General features: G+C 49.3%; 3 protein-coding genes. All 3 read left to right on the top strand.

Annotated elements, in window-relative coordinates; all coding sequences use genetic code 11:
• The first annotated feature begins 514 nt into the window (after nt 1-514).
• The 3 genes from GRI48_RS14010 to GRI48_RS14020 all read left to right on the top strand — a co-directional run bounded on the left by GRI48_RS14010 (nt 515) and on the right by GRI48_RS14020 (nt 6,489).
• Nucleotides 515-1,726: an alpha-hydroxy acid oxidase gene (locus tag GRI48_RS14010; RefSeq protein WP_322787085.1), complete on the top strand. Its 1,212-nt coding sequence runs from the start codon at nt 515-517 to the stop codon at nt 1,724-1,726.
• Between the two features lie 461 nt (nt 1,727-2,187).
• Nucleotides 2,188-4,938, top strand: a complete 2,751-nt coding sequence (locus GRI48_RS14015; protein WP_160677621.1) for a TonB-dependent receptor — start codon at nt 2,188-2,190, stop codon at nt 4,936-4,938.
• Nucleotides 4,939-5,055: 117 nt separating this feature from the next.
• Complete coding sequence (locus GRI48_RS14020) at nt 5,056-6,489, top strand: aldehyde dehydrogenase family protein (protein WP_054588540.1); 1,434 nt, start codon at nt 5,056-5,058, stop codon at nt 6,487-6,489.
• The last annotated feature ends 133 nt before the right edge of the window (nt 6,490-6,622 follow it).

Raw genomic sequence — 6,622 nt, forward strand, 5'->3', positions numbered from 1 at the left:
GCCTCCGAGAACATTCGTGGAACACTAGTGGCTAAGTAGTTCAAAGGCAAGGTGAGGCTTTGAGTCGCAGTGGCGTCTTCTGCTTATGGAGACGATCTAAACTTCCCTTTCGATTTCAATCTTTTCGACTAGCGGTCCTAGAGATATGGATTTGATCTCGCGGAGACCGCTTGGCGCCTGGATTTTTCAAAAGCGGTCCTTCTGTTAGCGGCCCACTTTCCGACATTTCACATAATGGCGGTTATCCGTCATTTTTCGCATGGGACCGCACCCGAAGTTGACTGACTGGCCGCACCAAACTGACAATTATTGAAGCAATTCGTCAAAGACTCTCATGGTAGTTTGGGTAGAGTGATAAGTGCAGAGATTTCAATATTTGGCCATTTTTCAATATTCTTAGGTGTAGGCAACAAAGCCCGAAACCCCAGCAGTCGAATGCCAATCAGGTTTTCACAATTTGTAATGCGCGAGGATGACGAAAGAATGAAACCGCAAAAAGGACACTTAACAAACGTTGGGTGCTTTGACACGCGAGCCAAAATCAAGGAATATTGAGTTGCGCCTTAGAGACTGTCATAATTTTGAAGATTTCCGCCGATTAGCGAAAAAACGTCTCCCTAGTCCCATCTTCCATTACATTGATGGCGCTGCTGATGATGAAGTGACATACCGCAGAAATAGCGCAGCATTTGAAGACGTGGACTTGGTTCCGAATGTACTAAGAGGCGTCGAACAAATTGATATGGGCGTCGAGGTGATGGGGCAAAAACTAGCCATGCCCTTCTATTGTGCTCCAACCGCGCTGCAGCGCTTGTTCCATCATGAGGGAGAGCGTGCTGTTGCAAGAGCCGCGACAAGATATGGCACTATGTTTGGGATCTCATCGTTAGCAACGGTTTCAGCGGAAGAAATCGCCCCGATCGCATCGGGCCCCAAAATGTTTCAGTTTTATTTCCACAAGGATCGCGACCTTAACGATACACTTTTGGAGCGTGCACGGGATGCAAATTTTGAGGTCATGGCTTTAACCGTGGATACAATAACGGGAGGAAATCGTGAACGAGACTTGCGCACCGGCTTCAAGTCTCCTCCAAAGCTGACTCTATCTTCCTTGGCTAGTTTTGCCTCCCACCCGATGTGGGCTTGGAATTTCTTGACGAAAGAGAAATTCGACATGCCCCATTTATCTGGTCACGTGGGACAGGGCACAAATTTGGCAGTATCCGTTGGAGACTATTTCTCCACTATGCTGGACCAATCGATGGGTTGGGACGACGCTGAAAAACTCTGCTCCCAATGGGGAGGGCAATTCGCTTTGAAGGGCATCATGAGTGTTGAGGATGCGCTACGAGCTGTCGAAATTGGTTGCACAGGAATTATGGTTTCCAATCATGGTGGACGTCAACTTGACGGCGCTCGTGCGCCTTTTGATCAGCTGGCAGAAATTTGTGATGCGGTTGGAGACAAGATTGATGTGATCTGTGAAGGAGGAGTGCAGCGCGGCACTCATGTCCTAAAAGCGCTTTCCGTGGGGGCAAAAGCGGTATCAGGAGGACGATTCTATCTGTATGCATTGGCTGCCTCAGGCCAAGCTGGAGTTGAACGCGCCCTTGGAAACATGAGGACAGAAATAGAACGAGATATGAAACTGATGGGAATAAGAAGTCTTGATGAGCTCGGTCCTCATAATTTGCGAACAAGAAGCTCGATAAATGCCGGTCATTAGCAAGCTATCGAGTGATTAAAGGGGCTTTGACCGGGACTCATAAGTACATTGTGGGTGGCATCTCAACAACGCCTGACCAAACCGCCCACGCGCAACCTAGATGGAATATCCGGAAAATAATACCTTTGAGACAGCAATAACTTTAGACGAATGCAGAGCTGCTCGCGAGGATATCGCCAACTATGCTGAAGACATTGCAAGCTTTCTCTTGGCCGATTTCTAGCTGTTTGCAGGGCTTTACGGCGGCACCAATATCTCAATTTAAGCCGATTGAAGGTGTGAATCTGTTGAAGTACGCGCAATGGGGCGAAGCCACGAAGGCATTGTGTTAGGTTTTCCAACTGGAATGTGTGGCAGATCGAATTTGTCGAAAATTGATCATTATGATCATACCTCCGTGAACGTGCTCTGATAGCTATAGAAATAAGCAAAATTATTTTGCGGCACCTGAGGAGGGTATCTTGAGCAACAACGATCACAACAAACTAAACTTGGGCGATCAATCTGATTTTTGGGGCAAAACCTCAAGATTTGCTTTGATTGCATCCGCCCTTGGCTATATGGGCGCGCCTGGGATTGCATCGGCAAATGATGATATTCAGCAGGAGGCCCCTTCTGCGCAAGCGCAGAGCGAACCAGAGAGCGACCGAAATCTAATAATCGTCACCGCTACAAAGCGCGAACAGTCCATTGTTGAGACGCCGATTGCCGTTACAGTCGTAGATGCCGAAATGTTGGTGCGTACCGGCGTTTCAGACATTACAAATTTGGAGCGGGCCGCCGCTAGCTACCAGATGAACTCCTCGGATAGTACGACTGGCGGGCTGACGCTTCGTTTGCGCGGGATTGGAACCACCGGTAACAATATTGGTATTGAAAGTTCGGTCGGCGCATTTGTGGATGGGTTTTACATCCCGCGCCCAGGTGCGGTCCTTGGTGAATTGAATGATGTTCAGCAAGTTGAGGTCCTAAGGGGCCCGCAGGGTACGCTTTTTGGTCGCAACACTTCGGCAGGCGCTTTGGTCATAAAGACCAACAAGCCAAACCTTGATGATACAGAAGCATTCTTCGATGTTTCCGCCGGCAATTACGATCTGTTCAAGGTTCGCGGCGGGTTTAATGTTCCGGTTTCTGAAGGAAAAGTAGCTCTTCGGGTCTCTGGCTCGCATGCTGTGCGTGATGGATATGTTATTGGCCCGGACGGATATGATTCTAGCTCGATAGACCGATCTTCCGTTCGCGGACAGTTGCTATTTGACTTAGAAGATGCAGGCGTTTTGCGTCTATTTGCTGGTTATTCTCGAGGGGATGATCAATGTTGTTCGGCGGTGTGGTTGAATCACTCACCCTTTATTCAGGCTAACTCGGCACCATTTTCTGCATTTGGCGGAACAGCAGGGGCTGACTTTGTTGGTCGCCGAGCCCTAAAAGAAGGGTTGGCGAACGACAGCAACTATACCAACCCTTATAACGGTTGGAATGTTGGCGCCACGTATGATGTGGAATTGCCTTTCGCAAACCTCTCTTATCTAGGTTATTATGGCGAATCGAATGCTGTTTCTTGTCGCGGCGATTACACTTCGCTTGAAATATACGCTGTTGGTCCCTGCCCCGAAGCTGAAGCTATCTTACCAAATGTGGACTTGGATGCGCTAAACGGCACCACGATTAAGTCGACATCGCATGAGCTCAGGCTTCAAGGGAATGCCTTTGAAGACAGTTTGGATTGGTTAATTGGGGCATACTATTCGCATGAGAAGATCGATCAACGTTATGCTTTGGTATTTTTGCGGGATATGCAGGCGGGCGTTAGCGTCGGTTCGTTTGGTTTTGCAGATTTCAATGAGCTAAATTTTGCTTCTAACGGCGTAGATGCAGCTGGCGACTATGCCGCGCCAAGGGCACAGCAAGATGGCAGTTCTTTTTCGGTCTTCACTCACAATGTGCTGGAGCTTACTGACGGGCTAAATCTGACGCTTGGTGCTCGATACATCACTGAAAAGAAAGATGCCCAAGTCGGCCACCAAGTTCCCGGACAGCACAACGCCTGCGAGGCAACATTCAACAATTTGACAAGCTTAACTTCACCTAATTTTGGTCTGTACAATGGGACGAATGGTTTCTTTGGCGCAGGGGGACCCGCACGACTGGCATTAGTTGTTCAATCGAACTGTTGGATATTCAATTCCGGTCTATATGATCCTAGCGACCCAAATAATTTCTTCACCCAATTTGCAAATACGAACGCGGCAAATACATTTGTGACTTCATACTTGAATCTAATCCCACAACCATTTGACAGAGATTTCAAGGATGACCAGCTCACCTATACTGCAAATTTAAGCTACGAAGTTGCAGATCAAACCTTCGTCTATGGTGGATTTACGCATGGATTTAAGTCCGGTGGATTTAACCTTGATGTTTCCGCTGCGGTTGGCGGTGCAGATCCGCGATTCCGCTCAGAGAAAATTGATGCCTTTGAATTGGGTTTCAAATCCGTATTCCTGAACAACCGGGCCTGGGCAAATATTGCCTTGTTCTATTCTGATCTTTCGGATTTTCAGGTGCTGGAATTTGATGGCACAAGGTTTAGCACATTCAATGTCGATAAAGCGCGCTCCAAGGGTGTGGAATTTGAATCAGCCTATGCGTTGTCTGACGCATTATCCCTAAACCTGGCTGCCACTTATACAGACGCCAAATATCCCGATGATTGCACCACATTTGATCCGACAGATGCGAATTTCAACGGCTCTGTCACTGCATTGTGCGGTCAGCAATTCACGAATGCGCCAAAATTGGTTGTGATTGGTGGTGCCAATGTTGATACCGAGATTAACACAAGCGGCGCCTCGATGTTCGCAGGTTTCTCGGTTCGTTATGAATCAAAAAGGCGCACCAGTACTTTGCCTACTGAAAGACCTGCGACCTTTGGTCTGACGACCGAAGCTCAAGTACGGGACGCGGTGGCAGCCGCCATTGCGGCACCATTTGATATCCAGAAATCGAACGCGAAGTTGGATCTTCGCCTTGGTTTTAGAACTGCAAATGAGAAGTTCACCATTGAGGCTTGGGCTCGCAACTTTTTTGATGTGCGGACAAGGTTTTTGACATTCCATATTCCGCTTAGAGGATTCTCTGGCCAGCGAGCACGTGGTGCATTTGTCCAAGAGCCACGGACCTATGGACTGACCCTGCGCGGCAAGTTTTAGTAGAACTCTCCGCTCTACCAGATGCTGGGAATTTGGTGAGCAAAGACTAGCGATCAGGCGAAAGTCTGATCGCAACTTTTTTGACTGAGCAAGCAGCACATAGAAGAGGCATATCAAATGAAAATACACAGCAAACTGTATATCGGCGGCGAATGGGTTGATCCATTGAATCCGTCAATATTTGAGGTTGTGAATCCCCTCACCGAAACAGTTTGTGCAACCGTTGCTGGCGGTGGAGAAGATGATGTCGCTCGTGCGGTGGCAGCAGCCAGGGAGGCGTTCAAGGAGTTTTCCCAATCTAGCGTTGAAGATCGCAGGGCCATGTTGGAACGGATTGCGGCTGGAATCAAAGCTCGAGCTGACGAGTTTTCAGAAGCAATTAGCATGGAAATGGGAGCACCAACTTGGTGGTCAAGCAGGGCGCAAGTCCCGGCCGGCATTGCCCATTATTCAACCGCGGCCAAAGTTCTGGAGAGTTTTGAGTTTCAGAAGATTCAAGGCACTACAGCCATACGACGCGAACCCATTGGCGTTTGCGGGTTGATCACTCCGTGGAATTGGCCGTTGAACCAGGTTGCGTGCAAAGTTGCGCCGGCATTGGCAACAGGCTGTACGATCGTTCTGAAGCCGGCTGAACAAACATCCCTGGATTCACTGTTGCTGGCTGAGGTTATCCACGAAGCTGGTGTGCCTCCTGGTGTGTTCAATCTTGTCAATGGACCTGGTAGAGTAGTGGGTGCGTCCATAGCTGAGCATCCAGATGTTGATATGGTCAGCTTTACTGGGTCTACGATGGCCGGAGCCAACGTCTCAAAGGCAGCGGCGGATACGATCAAAAGAGTATCGCTCGAGCTTGGCGGCAAGTCAGCCAATATTGTTTTGCCAAGTGCCGATTTGAAGGATGCTGTTGGCAGGGCTGTTCAAGGGATTATGAGTAATGTGGGCCAGACTTGTACAGCGGGCACGCGCCTCCTGGTTCCGTCAGACAAAGTGGCAGAGGCCACTAGAATTGCAGTTGAGGTCGCCGAATCCATCCCGCTGGCGACAAGTTGGGATGCGCCGGCGCCGGCTATCGGCCCGATTGCGACGAAACGTCAGCATGCAGAAATTGTGCGGCTGATTTCAGAAGGTGTCAAAGAAGGCGCCAAGCTGGAAACCGGCGGCGCAGACAGGCCCGATGGTGTTAGGAGCGGCTATTTTATTGCGCCAACGATCTTTTCAAATGTCAGCAATGATATGACAATTGCACGAGAAGAGATATTCGGACCTGTGCTGAGCATCATTGCATACGACACGGTTGATAACGCGATCGAGATCGCCAATGATTCGCCCTATGGCTTGTCCGGCTATGTTCAGGGCGAACATCAAGAAGCTGTCGAAGTGGCTCGAAAGATGCGCACGGGCCAAGTTTTCGTGAACGCGGCCCATGCGGATTTCAACGCACCATTTGGCGGCTATAAGCAGTCAGGCAATGGCCGTGAATGGGGCGAGATTGGATTTGATGAATTTCTGGAATACAAATCTGTCCTCGGCTCAGAAATCAAAAATTAGATTGGCATGGCGACCGTGAATCCACCGTTAGAACCAATCTCGCAATCGCCAATTCCTACGCCACCGCTTCCTTGGCACACGCGCGTCTTTTACGGGATGGGCGCTATGGCCTTTGGTATCAAATCCAACGGCT

Origin of the sequence: Qipengyuania oceanensis (assembly GCF_009827535.1) — a bacterium.
Classification (GTDB): Bacteria; Pseudomonadota; Alphaproteobacteria; order Sphingomonadales; family Sphingomonadaceae; genus Qipengyuania_C; species Qipengyuania_C oceanensis.